The 14,469-nt window shown below is 50.4% G+C and carries 23 protein-coding genes; 20 read left to right on the top strand and 3 right to left on the bottom strand.

Annotation, left to right across the window (positions count from 1 at the left end):
• The first annotated feature begins 191 nt into the window (after positions 1-191).
• Positions 192-419, top strand: coding sequence for a DUF1102 domain-containing protein (locus tag A7C91_RS11770; RefSeq protein WP_234394310.1), 228 nt, complete (start codon positions 192-194; stop codon positions 417-419).
• On the opposite strand, the gene A7C91_RS11765 is transcribed toward A7C91_RS11770, so the two are convergent.
• On the bottom strand, positions 411-584 hold the full coding sequence (locus A7C91_RS11765) for a hypothetical protein (RefSeq protein ID WP_234394309.1): 174 nt from the start codon (positions 582-584) through the stop codon (positions 411-413). The genes A7C91_RS11770 and A7C91_RS11765 overlap by 9 nt on opposite strands.
• On the opposite strand from A7C91_RS11765, the gene A7C91_RS12580 reads away from it, so the two are divergent.
• The 13 genes from A7C91_RS12580 (at position 574) to A7C91_RS05560 (ending at position 6,292) form a co-directional block, all read left to right on the top strand.
• A complete protein-coding gene (locus A7C91_RS12580; protein ID WP_234394308.1) occupies positions 574-690 on the top strand; it encodes a S24/S26 family peptidase in 117 nt (38 codons plus the stop codon). The two genes, A7C91_RS11765 and A7C91_RS12580, sit on opposite strands and share 11 nt — an antisense overlap.
• Positions 691-1,016: 326 nt before the next feature.
• Positions 1,017-1,196 carry a hypothetical protein gene (locus tag A7C91_RS11755; RefSeq protein ID WP_068665673.1) on the top strand — a complete coding sequence of 60 codons (180 nt, stop codon included), beginning with the start codon at positions 1,017-1,019 and terminating at the stop codon, positions 1,194-1,196.
• A 139-nt stretch (positions 1,197-1,335) separates the two neighbouring features.
• Positions 1,336-1,611: a hypothetical protein gene (locus A7C91_RS11750; protein ID WP_234394307.1), complete on the top strand. Its 276-nt coding sequence runs from the start codon at positions 1,336-1,338 to the stop codon at positions 1,609-1,611.
• Positions 1,612-1,678: 67 nt separating this feature from the next.
• Positions 1,679-2,005, top strand: coding sequence for a hypothetical protein (locus A7C91_RS05600; RefSeq protein ID WP_068665671.1), 327 nt, complete (start codon positions 1,679-1,681; stop codon positions 2,003-2,005).
• A gap of 408 nt (positions 2,006-2,413) precedes the next feature.
• A complete protein-coding gene (locus A7C91_RS05595; RefSeq protein ID WP_068665669.1) occupies positions 2,414-2,851 on the top strand; it encodes a hypothetical protein in 438 nt (145 codons plus the stop codon).
• A 56-nt stretch (positions 2,852-2,907) separates the two neighbouring features.
• On the top strand, positions 2,908-3,330 hold the full coding sequence (locus A7C91_RS11745; RefSeq protein WP_234394306.1) for a hypothetical protein: 423 nt from the start codon (positions 2,908-2,910) through the stop codon (positions 3,328-3,330).
• 79 nt (positions 3,331-3,409) lie between these two features.
• Positions 3,410-3,892, top strand: a complete 483-nt coding sequence (locus A7C91_RS11740) for a hypothetical protein (protein ID WP_234394305.1) — start codon at positions 3,410-3,412, stop codon at positions 3,890-3,892.
• A 111-nt stretch (positions 3,893-4,003) separates the two neighbouring features.
• The gene (locus A7C91_RS05585) at positions 4,004-4,540 is read left to right on the top strand and encodes an inorganic diphosphatase (protein ID WP_068665667.1); all 537 of its coding nucleotides are present in this window, start codon (positions 4,004-4,006) and stop codon (positions 4,538-4,540) included.
• Positions 4,541-4,575: 35 nt separating this feature from the next.
• Positions 4,576-5,136, top strand: coding sequence for a DNA-directed RNA polymerase (locus tag A7C91_RS05580; protein WP_068665665.1), 561 nt, complete (start codon positions 4,576-4,578; stop codon positions 5,134-5,136).
• Positions 5,133-5,318 (top strand): transcription elongation factor subunit Spt4, encoded by a 186-nt coding sequence (spt4, locus tag A7C91_RS05575; protein ID WP_068665664.1) that lies wholly within the window; start codon positions 5,133-5,135, stop codon positions 5,316-5,318. The genes A7C91_RS05580 and spt4 overlap by 4 nt, the downstream gene beginning before the upstream one ends.
• A complete protein-coding gene (locus A7C91_RS05570) occupies positions 5,318-5,851 on the top strand; it encodes a GTP-dependent dephospho-CoA kinase (RefSeq protein ID WP_082871990.1) in 534 nt (177 codons plus the stop codon). Before spt4 ends, A7C91_RS05570 begins: the two co-directional genes overlap by 1 nt.
• Positions 5,841-6,134: a 30S ribosomal protein S24e gene (locus A7C91_RS05565; RefSeq protein ID WP_068665661.1), complete on the top strand. Its 294-nt coding sequence runs from the start codon at positions 5,841-5,843 to the stop codon at positions 6,132-6,134. The genes A7C91_RS05570 and A7C91_RS05565 overlap by 11 nt, the downstream gene beginning before the upstream one ends.
• Before the next feature lie 2 nt (positions 6,135-6,136).
• A complete protein-coding gene (locus A7C91_RS05560; protein WP_068665659.1) occupies positions 6,137-6,292 on the top strand; it encodes a 30S ribosomal protein S27ae in 156 nt (51 codons plus the stop codon).
• Between the two features lie 110 nt (positions 6,293-6,402).
• Here A7C91_RS05560 and A7C91_RS05555 read toward each other — a convergent pair whose 3' ends face one another.
• Positions 6,403-7,653, bottom strand: coding sequence for a S8 family peptidase (locus tag A7C91_RS05555; RefSeq protein WP_068665658.1), 1,251 nt, complete (start codon positions 7,651-7,653; stop codon positions 6,403-6,405).
• Positions 7,654-7,940: 287 nt separating this feature from the next.
• Here A7C91_RS05555 and A7C91_RS05550 point away from each other — a divergent pair, with 287 nt between their 5' ends.
• Positions 7,941-8,525, top strand: a complete 585-nt coding sequence (locus A7C91_RS05550) for a HemK2/MTQ2 family protein methyltransferase (protein WP_068665657.1) — start codon at positions 7,941-7,943, stop codon at positions 8,523-8,525.
• Here A7C91_RS05550 and A7C91_RS12180 read toward each other — a convergent pair.
• Entirely contained in the window at positions 8,522-8,656 is a 135-nt protein-coding gene (locus A7C91_RS12180; protein ID WP_267886212.1) for a hypothetical protein, read from the bottom strand. The two genes, A7C91_RS05550 and A7C91_RS12180, sit on opposite strands and share 4 nt — an antisense overlap.
• Positions 8,657-8,787: 131 nt before the next feature.
• On the opposite strand from A7C91_RS12180, the gene twy1 reads away from it, so the two are divergent.
• From twy1 to A7C91_RS05525, 5 genes are all read left to right on the top strand, one after another.
• Positions 8,788-9,774 (top strand): 4-demethylwyosine synthase TYW1, encoded by a 987-nt coding sequence (twy1, locus tag A7C91_RS05545; RefSeq protein ID WP_068665655.1) that lies wholly within the window; start codon positions 8,788-8,790, stop codon positions 9,772-9,774.
• A 72-nt stretch (positions 9,775-9,846) separates the two neighbouring features.
• Positions 9,847-12,069: a prenyltransferase/squalene oxidase repeat-containing protein gene (locus tag A7C91_RS05540; protein WP_068665653.1), complete on the top strand. Its 2,223-nt coding sequence runs from the start codon at positions 9,847-9,849 to the stop codon at positions 12,067-12,069.
• 7 nt (positions 12,070-12,076) lie between these two features.
• Complete coding sequence (locus A7C91_RS05535) at positions 12,077-13,168, top strand: FtsZ/tubulin family protein (RefSeq protein WP_068665651.1); 1,092 nt, start codon at positions 12,077-12,079, stop codon at positions 13,166-13,168.
• A complete protein-coding gene (locus tag A7C91_RS05530; protein WP_068665649.1) occupies positions 13,165-13,794 on the top strand; it encodes a hypothetical protein in 630 nt (209 codons plus the stop codon). Before A7C91_RS05535 ends, A7C91_RS05530 begins: the two co-directional genes overlap by 4 nt.
• Before the next feature lie 39 nt (positions 13,795-13,833).
• Positions 13,834-14,469, top strand: coding sequence for a class III signal peptide-containing protein (locus tag A7C91_RS05525; RefSeq protein WP_068665648.1), 636 nt, complete (start codon positions 13,834-13,836; stop codon positions 14,467-14,469).

Raw genomic sequence — 14,469 nt, 5'->3', positions numbered from 1 at the left:
TCACAGGGCTCAGGAGCGTGTATCCATCAGAGCCCATAACCGTCGTTTACGCGACCCCGATAGAGACAACGTCTCAATAAAAAGCCCACTTCCTCTATATCCCCATTCGAGTGACAGGGTCCTAAGAGTCGAGATAAGCGCCCAAAGCCCGTTCCACCAAGAATGGGGGAGATGGTTTAGGCAGTGATAGTGTGTACATTTTCGAGGATGCATTTCTGATCGAAAACAACCAAAGCGAGACGAGCTACTACAAGATATGTGTGAGAATAAGCTCGGATTCCGCCAAGATAGGCTTCTTCACCGATAGTTTTGACGGAAGCTGGAGTCAGGTGATTGAGGCGATTCTACTGGCCAACGAGAGCATGGGTGGGGGATATGAGGATAGACACCAATGGCCTCACCCTTGGGGACTACACTGATGAAATAACCATTGAGGCCTGGGGAGAAAGCTGCGGATGAAGATTCTCATCGAATACCTTCTTCTCTCTTCCATCGGCATCATAGTTATATGTTTCATCTTGGGAGCCCTCCTTGACAGGCCCGTTTTTATGTCTTACGCTTAACTCAGACAGCATGACGCCCACCATATGCAGGGAAGACGTCTTTTTCATTAACCCATTTGACAGAAACCCCAACGTTGAGGACATAATAATCTTTCAGAGGGGGACATATGGACGGTTCACAGAGTAGTCGCCATTACTGACGAAGAATATATCACAAAAGGGGACAACAACATTGCAACTGACCAGCAGAGCTGCAACATTCCCTCTGTAACGCAGGACAAGATAGGAGGAACTGTTGTAACAGCCAGCGAAAAAGTCCTGACCATCCCAAAGGTGAGGGTACCTTGAAACAGGTCTCACGGAAAAGAGCAGGATGCTGATTGGCGGTCTGCTCGTTATTATCGGTGTTCTCGCGTTCACCAGTAGTGGGACTTCAAAAAAGGCAAAGAAAAGAAGTTTTTTACGATAAAGTTCACGACCGCTTACCTTCTGGTCTCTGCGTTCCTGCTCATCATGATAGCCGTTTCAACTTTCGTCTCATGGGCGCTCATTCCCATAGACTACGCGGTTACCTCAGCAGGCAGGATGAGGGAAGGCTGGTACCTGCCCGGCGATGAGTTCCAGCGTGAACTGACGATTAAGAACAACAACTTCTATTCGATGTTCTACTACGTTTCAGCAAAGGCCCGGTAGTAGATATCTCTGGTAGAGAATTCCGGCTGGTGCTGGAGAAGAAACTGAGATAACAGTGAGAGTAAAAGAGCCCCAAACAACGTCCCTATACTCAACGAAAGTTCAGATAAACGCCTATTTACCACTCCTGCCTGCATCGGTGATAGAGGAACTCCACAGCATCCACCCGATAGTGCCGCTCTTTGCGATGCTTATCGAGGTTTCAATATTCCTAGGAGTGCTGTACATGGTTTCAGGGATCAGAAACGAGGAGATAATTGGAATCAGGAGGAGAAGGAATTTTGCTAAAAGAGGAATAGCGAAGGTGTTTAGGAAAGGACTATTCTCAATAACCATAACGTTTGCACTGGCATCGCTGATTCTCGTGGGCTCCAGTGGAACTTTTGTAAGCTTCGAAAGCATCGAGAGAAGTTAAGGTCGCGGTCGTACCCCATGAAAAGGAGTACATTGGATTTCTGTGTGAGGACGATTACGCAGCCATAGTGGAAGTCGCAGCGAACAGTGAAACAGACTTTGACGCGCTGACCGTCAGGAACTACCTGAACGAGATGAAAGACGCCTGGATATGGCTCCAGCCGGACTATTCCAACCTTCCAAACGATGTTGACATGTTCGTAGAAAAGGAAGACGGCGTCGAGAAGATGATAGCCTCAGGCGAGGAATATACCTTCAGCGACCACGTAACCGTCGGTGAGGTTGAATCCGGCGAATACATTATTCCAGTTACGATGTACGCCCGCTGGGAAGGCGGAGACGCAGTCATATCGACCTGTCCTATAAAACTCATCATTACCGGCGGCCGACGATAGAGAAGGAGCTCCTGAGCGGGGATTTAGTAGTACCCACTCACACCTATGAGGAGTGGACGTTCCGCATCACGGTGACAAGCCCTGGAGAGACACGGGATCTAACCATAAAAGACGTTATACCAGGAGAATTTGAAATAAAGAGCATCTCGCCGAGCACAGAAGCTACTACGTCATTCAGCACGGTGCCTCCCCCCACATCTACTCGAATGTGGAGGTGGAAGCCGATGGAAGTGATTACCTCGACGTTACTATCTACACCAAACTCAACCCCCAGGCATTCAAGAATTCACCTCCTGTGGAGATTATATACCAAATGAGAGGGCCGAACTGAAAGGCTACGACATCACGAGTGATGGAATAACAGTCACGGCGGAGTGCGACGGAGAGAACGACTGTCAGCTCTACGTTATGAACGAACTGCTCAGTCCTACATATCAGACGATAGAGTCGGACACACCGGGCGACTTCTACACCCAGCTGACGGTTGTCAACACTGGAGCAGAGAAGGACGTGGTGATCAAACAGTACGTGGGGAGTCACTTCACTGTGGAAGACTTTACACCGACGGACGGCAGCGTAACGCTGACTCCAATGCCCAATGGACGGACACTCGTAACCTGGAGCGTCCATCTCGAAGTTTGGGAAACCGTCTACCTAACCCTGCACGAGCACACGGATGGTATATCCGTCCACCATTGCCACGAGATGACGGTTGAGCTCGTTAGCTCACCATGGGTCGAGGAATGCGAATGGATGTGGGGAGACTCCATAGACGTCCTCGTGGTTCACTCGTGCTGCTGCGATTCGGAGGAGGGGCATTCCGCCCAAGGGGAGGCCATTTTTTAAGACAGCTTGATAGGAGATTATGAAAGATGAAAAAGGAAAAAACATTAGGATTTGTTATGAGGAAGGAGGTGCTGGGAGCATTCCTAGTGCTGTTCCTCATTTTTGGATTTTACTCAGTAAAGCTCATGAGCGCTCACCACTATGTGGTCAGCAGCGAAATCCTTGGAACCTATACAGGGGAAGGAACACTCAATCACGCAGCATTTTTGAACCCTAACACCCTCTACGGGTACCTCGTCACCATGGACAACTACCCCATATCACTTGTTAACAGATTCCTGTTGACTTATACCTACAAATCCAATCCCGTCTTGACGGATGGGACATACCATGTTACTGGAACTGTTGAATACTACGTGAACAAAGGGAACGAAGAAGTCGTTCTATGGGAAGAAACCCTCTTTGACGAGAAAGGCCAGCTCCAGGATGGGGGTTCACCGTTAATTACGTACTGGACATGGAAGAACTGGACGACATGAGCACTCAGATAGCCAACGACCTTGAGTCAAAAGGCTCAAAAGGAGGGTAACAATAACCGCTACGGTAATTGGTGTGGGAGTGGCGTATGGGAAGGAGATACACGAGAGCTTCAGCCATGAGATAGAGCTTATTAAGGACTCAACCGCGGAGCTTTACTACTTCACGAACCCAACAAAGACGACAAAGAAGACTCTCACCGAGACAGTGAAGGAGGAAGTAAGCGCCAGCGTTTTGGGAATAACGAGTGATGTTGGAACAGCAAAGACCGTCACCACAGCCCTAGCATTGCTGATACTCATGCCACTTCTGGGATATGTATACACTGCCAGGACACCCTACGACAAGATAAAGAAGATGAGGCCGTACATCGTGAAGGGCGCCCCTGGAGAGGTTCAGAAAAAGGTCGTTCTAAGGACTCCAAAGGACATAGAAACGACTTTTGAGCTGCTGGACAAGCCAATACCGCACTACATAGAGGGCGAAGAAGTCTACGCCATAATCGAGGGCGACATCTCCTATGAGTACAGGAAACCCCTGCCCGAAGAGAAGAAGGACAACTGACTCCCTTTTCTTTTTCCCTTTACTATTTTCCCCGTTTCACAACCAACAACTTTAAAAGCCCTATCTGAAAGCCTAACCTAGAAGTTCTACAAGTGGTAAGAGGTGGTAGTGATGAACCCGTTCCATGATCTGGAGCCAGGACCGGAGGTTCCCGAGGTTGTTTACGCTCTCATAGAGATTCCAAAGGGGAGCAGGAACAAGTACGAGATAGACAAAAAGACCGGCCTTCTCAAGCTCGACAGAGTCCTCTACAGCCCGTTCTTCTATCCGATCGACTACGGAATAATTCCACAGACCTGGTACGAGGATGAAGATCCCTTTGATATAATGGTCATCATGCGCGAGCCCGTTTACCCGTTCACCATCGTCGAGGCTAGGCCAATAGGCATAATGAAGATGGAGGACAGCGGTGACAAGGACTGGAAGGTTCTGGCCGTTCCCGTTGAGGACCCGTACTTCGACGACTGGAAGGACATCGACGACATCCCAAAGGCCTTCCTCGACGAGATAGCCCACTTCTTCCAGAGGTATAAGGAGCTCCAGGGCAAGGTCACCAAGATAGAGGGCTGGGGCAATGCAGAAGAAGCTAAGAAAGAAATCCTCCGTGCCATCGAGCTCTACAAGGAGAAGTTCGGCAAGAAGGACTGATTTTCCCATTTTATTTTGAGAGAGGAGGTAAAGGCATGTACAAGCTCCTGAAGATTAAGGACGTCGTGAGGATTCCACCCAAGATGTTCACCATAGACCCAAAGGAAGCCGCAAAGATAGTTTTGAGAGAGACATATGAGGGAATCTACGACAGGGATGAGGGAGTCATCTTAGCCGTTATGGACGTTGAGGAGATAAGCCAAGGCGTCGTCGTCCCTGGAGACGGAGCGACCTACCACGACGTGATTTTCAACGTCCTCGTCTGGAAGCCGGAGATGCATGAGGTGGTTGAGGGCGAGGTCATCGACGTTGCTCCCTACGGTGCCTTCATAAGGATAGGCCCAATGGACGGTCTCGTTCACATCTCACAGCTCATGGACGACTACGTCGTCTTTGACGAGAAGAACAAGCAGTTCCTCGGTAAAGAAACCAAGAGAACCCTTAAGCTTGGAGACGAGGTTAGGGCAAGGATTATCGCGGTGAGCATCAAGAGCAGGGTCATAAGGGAGAACAAGATCGGCCTGACGATGAGGCAGCCAGGTCTTGGAAAGTTCGAGTGGATTGAGAAGGAGAAGCGCAAGGAGGGCGAGGCATGAAGGAGCGCGCCTGCAGGCACTGCCACTTCATCACCACGGAAGACCGCTGCCCCGTCTGCGGCGGCAGGGACCTGAGTGATGAATGGTTCGACCTCGTCATCATTACCGAGCCGGAGAAGTCGAGGATAGCCCAAAAGCTGGGCGTTAAGGTTCCAGGAAAGTACGCGATAAGGGTCAGATGATGCCCTACTTCAAATTAACTCCCGAGCTCCGAAAAGTGCTGAAGGAGCCCCTCGGAAGGCTTATCCGAGGGGAGATTCCTGAACCCTACTTGAAGATACGGGGCGAGCTTGAAAAGGCCAGGCATGTCGTTACAGTCGGTGACGTCGTCACAGAGAATGTCCTCAAGCTCGGGATAAAGCCAAATTTGGCCATATACGACCACAAGACAAAAAGACGGGAGTACAGTCCCGAGATCGAGAACGAAGCCGTTATAATGACAGTGCAAAATCCCCCCGGAACAATAACGAAAGCTTTATTAAACGCAATCAGAAAGGGGTTTGGACTGGCCGAAAGGGGCCGTAGGGTTTACATAAAGGTGTGCGGAGAGGAAGACCTCGCGGCGATTCCAGCGGTGCTCTACGCCCCCGAGGGCTCAGTGGTGCTCTATGGCCAGCCCAACGAGGGAGTAGTGCTTATAAAGGTAACTCCTGAATGTAAGCTCAAGTGCGGGAAGCTCATGTCCAAGATGGAGGTGGTTCGAGATGGAGATTAAGGTTACCGAGATAAAGGAGAACAAGCTCCTCGGAAGAAAGGAGATATACTTCGACATCATCCACGAGGGTGAGCCGACCCCCTCGAGGAAGGACGTCAAGGGCAAGCTCGTTGCCATGCTCGACCTCAACCCCGAGACCACCGTTGTTCAGTACATTAGATCCTACTTCGGTAGCAGGGCCAGCAAGGGCTATGCCAAGGCCTACGAGAGCAAGGAGAGGATGCTCTATATCGAGCCCGAGTACATTCTCATTAGGGACGGAATAATAACCAAGGAGGAATGAAAATGGGACAGAAGTGGAAGCTCTACGAGGTTCAGGACGGTAAGGTCAAGAGGAAGAACAAGTTCTGCCCGCGCTGCGGTCCGGGTGTCTTTATGGCCGAGCACAAGGACCGCTGGAGCTGCGGCCGCTGCGGTTACACCGAGTGGAAGAGGAAGTGATTTCTTTTTCTCTCTAATCCCTTGAACGTTTCCTGAAAACAACTAAAGCTCCTGTTCCAGTTAAGAAAACCTTGCTCAGGCTATCAAAACAGAGAAATAAAAAAGAGAAATCAGCCGATGGCCGCCTGAACTGCCAAGTCGGCCCTTACTATTCCATAACCGTAGTATATGTCCCAACCAGCTTCACCGAGATCATCAGCAGTGCTATGCAGGATTCCTCTGACAGTGCTGGTACTCATGTCGTCAAAGGTTCCAACCGGGAGAACCTTGCCGTACTTGTTGTAGTAGGCAGCCTGGATGAGGGCAACAACACCACTGACGTGCGGAGTGGCCATGCTGGTTCCGCTGAGGCTCTCGTAGGTGTCGTCCGGATAGGTGCTGAGGATGTCAACACCCGGAGCGCTGACCTCAGGCTGGAGGTTGCTGAAGTAAGCTATGGCGTCGGTTGAGTCGGTGGCACCAACGGCGATGACCTCCGGGTAGATGGCCGGGTAGCTCGGCTGGTCAGCGGCCTCGTTGCCGCTGGCGGCAACTATGACAACGCCGTAGTTGTAGGCCTGGATTATCATGTCGTGGAGGTACTGGTCATCGCTCGGACCGCCGAGAGACATGCTTATGACCTCAGCAGCGTCGTCATCCGGGTCGCCAACGACTATTCCATCTCCGTCAGCGTCGAGGACTCCGTCCGGACCGAGAACAGCCTGCTCTATACCAATGGCTATGTCAGTGTAGGTTCCGCTTCCCCTGTCGTCAAGGACCTTGATGGCGTAGATCTCAACGTTCGGAGCAACTCCGACGACACCAATGTCGTTGTTAAGGGCCGCTATAGTTCCTATAACGTGGGTTCCGTGTCCGTTTCCGTCGTACCAGTCAGCAGGGTCCGTGCTAACAACACCACCACTGGTGCTAATTCCCCAAACAATGTTGGCGGCAATGTCAGGGTGGTCCCAGTCAGCTCCAGTGTCGAGAACTGCAACTTCAATGACGCCGTTGCTGGAGCCGTCGGTTATGCTCCAGACGGTTGGAGCCTGAACACGCTCAATTCCCCACGGAACCGTCTGAGCAGGCTGGGTCGGCTGGCTGATGAGCCACGGAGGACCGCCCCTGTAAACCTGAGCCATGTGGTCGTATTCAACCTTGGTAACACCGTCGAGATTAATCAGCTTGCCGACGGCATTAGCTGGGATATCAATGACAACGGCATCGATCAGCTTGAACTCGTAGACGATTTTACCCCCGATTCCATTGACGGCGTCGGCCTTGAAGTGGCCCACGTCTATGTGTGCGACAACCCTGATAGTCTCTGGCTTCTCAGCGACAGCGGGGACGGCAAAGATTGCTGCCAGAAGCAACAAGGCCATTAAACTACCTATAGTTACTTTCCTGTTCCTTCAACAACACCCCAGTACCATTTTGTGCACTTATACATAAAGGCACACATACTTAAGTCTTTCGTAGGTTACATATGACAAATCGTCATCAAATGTAAGAAAGTTCTGTCATGTGGCATTTCTACATGACAATACATTGGCAAGTATACAAAACATAAGAATATTTTCAAAATGTTCGAAAGATATTCAAAAAATATCCCAAAAAACCAAAAAGACACAGGGTTAAACACAAAAAGGTTCTGAAGATATCTACTTTCATGATGATATATTACAAAGGACTAAAGCTCAAACTCCATCCGCAAGTCTACGAGCCAGCGGAGGATACGTTTCTCTTAGCCGAGAACTTGGCGGTTAAACATGGCGACGTTGCCCTCGATATGGGCACCGGAACGGGCATAATAGCACTTCTGATGGCGAGAAAGGCAGAGTACGTCCTCGGCGTTGACGTAAATCCCCTCTCCATTAAGCTGGCAAGGGAAAATGCGAGGCTCAACGGCATTGAAAACGTTGAGTTCATCCAGAGCAACCTCTTCGGGGGGGTTGATGGGGAGTTTGACGTCATCACCTTCAACGCGCCGTATCTGCCCGGCGAACCCAAGGAGCCTATAGACCTAGCACTGGTGGGGGGAGAAACCGGAAGGGAAGTCCTCGACAGGTTCATAGATGAGGTTGTAGATTATCTGAAGCCCGGGGGAATCATTCAAATAGTTCAGAGCTCCATAACAGGAATAAAAGAGACTCTCAAGAGGCTGAAAGAAGTGGGTCTAAAGGGAGAAATAGCCGCTAAGAATCATGTCTTCTTTGAGGACATAGTCCTAATAAACGCCCTGCTTGAGGATTAAGCCAAATGGTGACGTTTAACTTCAAACAGGAACTTAACCTTCGGCTTGTTCTTGACCTCTGGTTCTCCCGTAGGAAAGATCTCGAACTCCTCCTTTTTGAGCATTGGGATCGGTTTTATCCGCTCAAACATAAAAGTAGCCTCGAACTTCCGCTTTTAAACCTTTCTCAATCGTCGAAGTATTTTTCGACGATAAAATATGGGACAGTTATGTTTCCAACAGGTTTTTAAAAACATCCCTGAACTCGAATTAGGTGAGACTAATGGCAATAGTTGTGAAGTCCAATCCAAACATGCCCGAAGAAATCGCGAGACTCTTCAAGAAGCAACATTACGCTCTGGTGGGCAATCACAGCGGAGTGAAGCTCTGCCACTGGTTAAAAGAGAGTATAAAGCATGACAGATTCTGCTACAAGCAGAAGTTCTATGGCATCCACGCTCACCGCTGCCTCCAGATGACCCCAGTCCTTGCCTGGTGCACCCACAATTGTATATTCTGCTGGCGCCCAATGGAGGGGTTCCTCAACGTCGAACTGCCTAAGCCATGGGACGATCCAGTGTTTATAGTCGAGGAGAGCATAAAGGCCCAGAGGAAGCTTTTGGTCGGCTACAAGGGCATGCCGGGAATAAATATGAAGAAGTTCGAGGAGGCATGGAATCCAAAGCACGCAGCCATAAGCCTCTCAGGTGAGCCCATGCTCTATCCGTACATGGGCGACCTCGTTGAGGAGTTCCACAAGAGGGGATTCACCACTTTCATCGTCACCAACGGAACGGTTCCGGAGAGACTCGAAGAAATGATTAAAGAGGACAAGCTCCCGACCCAGCTCTACGTCTCGCTCACCGCTCCAGACATAGAGACCTACAACCGCGTCAATGTCCCAATGAGTCCCGACGGCTGGGAGAAAATCCTTAGAACGCTCGAGCTCATGAACGGCCTGCCGACGAGGACGGTGATAAGACTCACGCTCGTCAAGGGCGAGAACATGCACAATCCAGAGGGCTACGCAAAGTTCATAATGAAAGCCAAGCCTATGTTCGTTGAGGCCAAGGCATACATGTTCGTCGGCTTCTCACGCAATAGGCTGACGATCAACAACATGCCGCGCCATGAGGAAATTAGGGCCTTCGCCGAAGAGCTCGTCAGGCACCTTCCGGGCTATCACATCGAGGACGAGTATGAGCCAAGCCGTGTCGTTCTGATAATGCGCGATGATGTGGATAAAACGGAACGCTTCATAAAGCACTGAGCTTTCTCTCCCTTTTTATGGAAAAGGTTTATTTATTTTTGCCGCTTAGAATGAACTTAGGGGGGTAAGATAATGAAGAAGGTTCTAGCTCTGATACTGGTAGTTCTCATGCTGATTCCAGTCATCAGCGCGAGCACGATAGATGGTTCTGTAAGGTTCCTCAGGGATGCAGCCAACTCTACAAAGCAGACGAGGGAAATAAGCCTTGCATTGATGGCGTTATCAGGGGCAGTTGATGATTTAACATCGGGTGTTATTATCAATCCCAACATAGAATCCTTAGTAGAAACGCTCCTCACCAACCAGAATCCCGACGGCGGTTGGGGCTTTTACCCGGGTGAGACAAGCAACGTTCTCGATACCGCCTATGCTGTTATAGCATTGAAGAAGGCTTACCCATATCTGGGAACGGAGGAGAGACTCAAGGTAAGATCCGCCATTGAAAGGGGAATTTCATACCTGATTTTGGCGAAAAACCAAAACGGATGGGGCTATGTTCCAGAGACACCTACCTCATGTTACCCAACGGTGGTAGCAATCTGGGCCCTTGGTGAAAGCGGATACACCTACAACAGCCAAACCGTCCGCGATGCGATTAAATATCTCGAAAACGCCTCCTGCGAGATCTCCGATTACGAAGCCCTAGCCCTTAAGCTCATCGCATACCACAGCACAGGCTATCCCGTCGACAAAGAGACCATAGACGAGGTCAAGGATGTCCTACTCAACGGCGAGATAACTATGAAAGAGAGGGCAATGCTCACCTATGTCCTAGTTCTCTACACACCACTCGATTTTGACACCGCGAGAATACTCACAAAACTCGAATCTTACAGCAAAACATCCAACGACCTCGTTTATTGGATGAACACTCCAAATCTGTTCTCTTCCACTGAGCTCATAGCGACAACATCCTTTGCTCTGATGGCGCTCTCCACGTCCTTTGAGGTACTTCCTCCAAGCGAGATTAAAAACCCATACGAGATGCCCTGCCAAGCCCTGAAGAATATGCAGAATCCCGATGGAGGATGGGGTCTGACTCTGAACTCACCCTCCGACGAGAAGGCCACCTACTACGCCCTCAAAGCTATAGAAGCCTGCTATCCGGAGAAGGAGTCAATAGACAGGGCCGTAGCGTGGGCGAGGGATGCCTTCCAGAAGGATGCGGTTTGGATGAAGCAGAACGGCAGGATGTCAGTCGGATACTATTACGCCCTTGAGACTCTCTTGATGTACAACACCCTCACAGATGAGGAGAAGGAGCAAGCGATAGAGCTCATAAAGGGCTCCCAGCTCGACTACGGCCTCTGGGGCAACACCATTCTCGGTCCTCAGCCTTACGAAACGGCACTGGCCATCAAGGCCCTTCGCGATCTCGGCGTGAGCCCCGACGACCCGCTAATTCAGAAGGCCAAGGACTGGCTCCTGAGCATAACGGACGGCGGATGGGGAACGTACGTTACCACAAGGTACTTCTCATATATGCTCAAGCCAGATGTCCTCACCACCATCACTGTCCTCGAGGCCCTCGATGGAATAGCCACGCGGGAAGAGCTTCAACCACACATCGAGTGGCTCATCGAGCAGAGAGTCAATGGTGGATGGCCCTACTGGAAGGTATACTACATATGGGAAAAGAACAGGGAATATCCAGGAACGCCAAGTGTTGAGCTTACTGTTAGAACCACAGATCTGCTCCTCAAGTACGGCTACAACTACACCAATGAAACCCTTAACTTTGTCATGGACGCCCGCGACAGCGGGTTGATAGAAAACAATACCATAGGGATAGCTAGCGCGATACTCTACCTCTCGCGCTTCCAGTACATACCGCCAGTCGACCTCTACGACGTTGAGAGAGCCCTCAACGAGGACATCTTCCACATCATAACGCCTGGAATAGACAATGAGAGCGTGAGTGAGATAGTCACCACGCTGAACGACCTCTTCGCAGGAGGATTTATCGAGGCCAACTCCACAACCATCGGCGAAGAGAGCTATATAGTGATGGCGAACTTTGGAGAATACAGCATAAGGGAGTACAACCCCTACCTAAGATTCCACTTTGAGAACGGAACCGTCACGGTGGGCAACGTCACCGTCCCAACGGACAAAGCAGTGGTACTCATCCCTGGCAAGACCCCTAAGGGCGTCGTGCTGTTCATATTCTACGAGCCAGAAAACGCCGAAATCGTAAAAGAAATATTCACAACGGGGTTCATTAGATACCTTAGGGGAGACGCGCTTGTCCTTCTTAACGAGAACAGTAGGGTGCGCGTTATAGTCGTGGGGTGATTAAGTCGTGAGGGCTATAATCATAGGGATTGGCCAGTGTGGAACTAAGATAGCCGACCTCTTCGCGCTGGTGGACTTCGAAACTCTCGCCATAAACACATCTAAAGGCGACCTAGAGTACCTCAAGCACATCCCGCCGGAGAGAAGGGTACTCATAGGAGAAAGTCTAACAGGTGGCAAAGGTGTAAACGCCAATCCCCTCCTTGGCAGGGAAGCGATGAAGCGCGACCTGCAAATAGTCATGCGCAAGATAGGCTCGATAATCGGCTATGAGGACGTTGACGTCTTCTTCCTCACTTTTGGATTCGGAGGCGGGACTGGCGCGGGGGGAACACCAGTTCTGGCTCAGGCACTCAAGGAGGAATACCCAGACTCCCTTGTTGTAGCCATCGGAGCACTTCCCCTCAGAGAGGAGGGCATAAGGCCTACCATCAACGCGGCCATAACCATCGACAAACTCTCAAAGATAGCAGACTCCATAATAGCCATCGACAACAACAAAATGAAAGAAAGCGGCGACGACATAACCAAAGCCTATGAGAGGATAAACTATACCATAGTCGAGCGTATAGCTTCCCTACTGGCCCTCGTTGACGTGCCAGGTGAACAGACCCTTGACGCAAGCGATTTGAAGTTCGTCCTCAAGGCCTTTGGAAGCTTTTCGACGATTGGCTACGCAAAGGCCGACGCAAACAAACTCAAAAGCCTCTCCCGACTCATAATGAAGTCCTTCGAGAACGAGGGGCTTTATCTGGATGCAAACATAGAGTCAGCGCTCTACGGCCTCGTTGCAATTCATGGGCCGCCGGAGCTGCTCAAAGCTACGGAGATATTCGAGGCCCTCGATTACCTCACCAACAAGATACGAGGTAAGCAGATATTCCGCGGCTTCTATCCAGATCCGCGCGAGAGAGAGGTTGAAGTTGTAACCCTGCTGAGCGGCATCTACGAAAGCAAGAGCATCGAAGAGATAGTACTAACTGCCAAGCGCTACGCTCAGTCGTTCATGAGGGCCAAGAAAGAGGCTGAGGCTAAGAAGAAGAAGCTGCTAAGCGGTCTGCCTGACTTCGATGACATATACCCCGGTGGTGAAGAATGACCGAGCCAATAAAGGACTCCGTCGAGGTCGCGCTGGAGCTCGACGAGAAGGAAGTCTACTCTCACATAGCCCACGAAAGCGCCGAGGACATAATCAGGATAATCTCCTCCCTCGATGCTGAAAGGGCTAGGCTCCATGGAGAGATCATCTATTACAGGGACAACTGGGACGATTTAATCAGGGAAAGGATTGCAAAGGGAAAGCGTCACACCGCCTTTGACTTCTACAATCCGGCGCTTCTGGACATCTGGGAAGAGAAGGTAGAGGAAATCAAGGGGATAAAGAAAAAGGAAAAAGCAGCATACACCGCCGTAGGAGGTGTCATTGCAGCCACGGCAGTGGCCTCCCTGCTGCTAAAACAGCCCTACTTAATTCTCGGCCTCGCGATGCTGCCAGTGATTCTCTTCATCAGGGACTACACGAAAGAGAAGCTCGATTTGATGTACTATGAGCTAACCCAGTTCTTTATTGACGAACTGGACGAGCTCGTGAGGAAGCACTCCCTGCCTCCAGAAAAGTACAAGTTCAAGATATTCAGCGGCGATTACTTTGGAGTTACAACCAGAAAAGCCGGAACGAGTCTTTTTGCAGTAATAAAGGCTGAAAAATCCGAGAGTAACGGTTAAATAGATGCTCACAACTAATCACTATTGAGGGGAGAATGTATGATGAAAAAAGCGAAGCGTGGCCAGATATCACTGGAGTTCATGCTTATATTCGGTATAATGCTTATACTGTTACTTTACTCTGTGAACAACATCACTTTCCGGGAGGGTTCAACTTCAATCGAAACCCTCCGTATTCAGGTAAGTCTTGAGGAGAAGAACCTCGCCAATGCCATATCGAACACCATAAGCCAGGTCTACGCCCAGGGACCCGGTGCCAAGTCCACCACATACGTCAAGCTGACATACTTAAGGGATGCAGGCATGCTCGAAAAGGCTCTGAACCTGGGGAGTCCAAACATATTCATAACCTATGGCAACTATAGTAACGATGGTAACGGCACCTATGTCACGGTCACAGGCACGGGGTTTACTCCCGTCCTGACTGGCGGGAACAAGAACGTTTTCTGGAGCAGGTCAATGTATCAGGCGGTGCCCTACGGCAACCCCTCCGTATGGTCACCATCCGGGAGCATCACAGTTGGAACTATTACGCTGTACGGCCTGGAAATAGATCCCACAAGCCTTCCCCCCACCCTGAAGATAGTCGTTGAGTGGAACCCGGACCAGCCGGAGAGCTGGACGTTCGACTCGGCCAAGGGCGAGCTGAGAATAAACATCAATCCCGGTGGCTGA

It is taken from the genome of Thermococcus piezophilus, assembly GCF_001647085.1.
Classification (GTDB): Archaea; Methanobacteriota_B; Thermococci; order Thermococcales; family Thermococcaceae; genus Thermococcus; species Thermococcus piezophilus.
The sequence above is the reverse complement of the archived record's forward strand: the minus strand, read 5'-3'. Positions and strand labels throughout refer to the sequence as shown.

What these genes read in the sequence shown, in the direction of transcription:
- A7C91_RS12580 (WP_234394308.1), top strand. Translation starts at nt 574, where the DNA reads ATGACGCCCACCATATGCAGGGAAGACGTCTTTTTCATTAACCCATTT.
- A7C91_RS11755 (WP_068665673.1), top strand. Translation starts at nt 1,017, where the DNA reads ATGATAGCCGTTTCAACTTTCGTCTCATGGGCGCTCATTCCCATAGAC.
- A7C91_RS05595 (WP_068665669.1), top strand. Translation starts at nt 2,414, where the DNA reads ATGAACGAACTGCTCAGTCCTACATATCAGACGATAGAGTCGGACACA.
- A7C91_RS11745 (WP_234394306.1), top strand. Translation starts at nt 2,908, where the DNA reads ATGAGGAAGGAGGTGCTGGGAGCATTCCTAGTGCTGTTCCTCATTTTT.
- A7C91_RS05585 (WP_068665667.1), top strand. Translation starts at nt 4,004, where the DNA reads ATGAACCCGTTCCATGATCTGGAGCCAGGACCGGAGGTTCCCGAGGTT.
- A7C91_RS05580 (WP_068665665.1), top strand. Translation starts at nt 4,576, where the DNA reads ATGTACAAGCTCCTGAAGATTAAGGACGTCGTGAGGATTCCACCCAAG.
- spt4 (WP_068665664.1), top strand. Translation starts at nt 5,133, where the DNA reads ATGAAGGAGCGCGCCTGCAGGCACTGCCACTTCATCACCACGGAAGAC.
- A7C91_RS05570 (WP_082871990.1), top strand. Translation starts at nt 5,318, where the DNA reads ATGCCCTACTTCAAATTAACTCCCGAGCTCCGAAAAGTGCTGAAGGAG.
- A7C91_RS05565 (WP_068665661.1), top strand. Translation starts at nt 5,841, where the DNA reads ATGGAGATTAAGGTTACCGAGATAAAGGAGAACAAGCTCCTCGGAAGA.
- A7C91_RS05560 (WP_068665659.1), top strand. Translation starts at nt 6,137, where the DNA reads ATGGGACAGAAGTGGAAGCTCTACGAGGTTCAGGACGGTAAGGTCAAG.
- A7C91_RS05555 (WP_068665658.1), bottom strand. Translation starts at nt 7,653, where the DNA reads ATGGCCTTGTTGCTTCTGGCAGCAATCTTTGCCGTCCCCGCTGTCGCT.
- A7C91_RS05550 (WP_068665657.1), top strand. Translation starts at nt 7,941, where the DNA reads ATGATGATATATTACAAAGGACTAAAGCTCAAACTCCATCCGCAAGTC.
- A7C91_RS12180 (WP_267886212.1), bottom strand. Translation starts at nt 8,656, where the DNA reads ATGTTTGAGCGGATAAAACCGATCCCAATGCTCAAAAAGGAGGAGTTC.
- twy1 (WP_068665655.1), top strand. Translation starts at nt 8,788, where the DNA reads ATGGCAATAGTTGTGAAGTCCAATCCAAACATGCCCGAAGAAATCGCG.
- A7C91_RS05540 (WP_068665653.1), top strand. Translation starts at nt 9,847, where the DNA reads ATGAAGAAGGTTCTAGCTCTGATACTGGTAGTTCTCATGCTGATTCCA.
- A7C91_RS05530 (WP_068665649.1), top strand. Translation starts at nt 13,165, where the DNA reads ATGACCGAGCCAATAAAGGACTCCGTCGAGGTCGCGCTGGAGCTCGAC.
- A7C91_RS05525 (WP_068665648.1), top strand. Translation starts at nt 13,834, where the DNA reads ATGATGAAAAAAGCGAAGCGTGGCCAGATATCACTGGAGTTCATGCTT.